The sequence below is a fragment of the Methylophaga sp. UBA1464 genome (genome assembly GCF_002325665.1).
Classification (GTDB): Bacteria; Pseudomonadota; Gammaproteobacteria; order Nitrosococcales; family Methylophagaceae; genus Methylophaga.
Map to the genome: position 1 here is coordinate 25,877 of NZ_DCSO01000022.1, position 277 is coordinate 26,153.

At 44.4% G+C, this 277-nt stretch carries 1 pseudogene; it reads left to right on the top strand.

The features are described from left to right. Positions 1–77 precede the first annotated feature (77 nt). Positions 78–277: pseudogene (locus B3O33_RS02305) on the top strand (hypothetical protein); the annotation flags it as partial.

The window sequence follows — 277 nt, forward strand, 5'->3', positions numbered from 1 at the left end:
GCGTGGGAACATGAATAGGGTTATCCCATGCAGTTTGATATCATGTTCCGGCTTTAATCATTAGATAATTCATTCTCATGCCGCATATTCTGCTCGACAAAACCCATCCTCCCATTATTCAGGCCGCCATCGATTTGGGTGAGTGGTTAATCACACTGGAAAATCTTTCAGAGCAAGACAAAACTGCGATTAAAGCGGTTCAGGAGGCACTGAAAAAACTGCCGGAAATCGAGGAGGATATTCTGGCGATGTATGGCTTCAGTTTTGAACGTGGTGT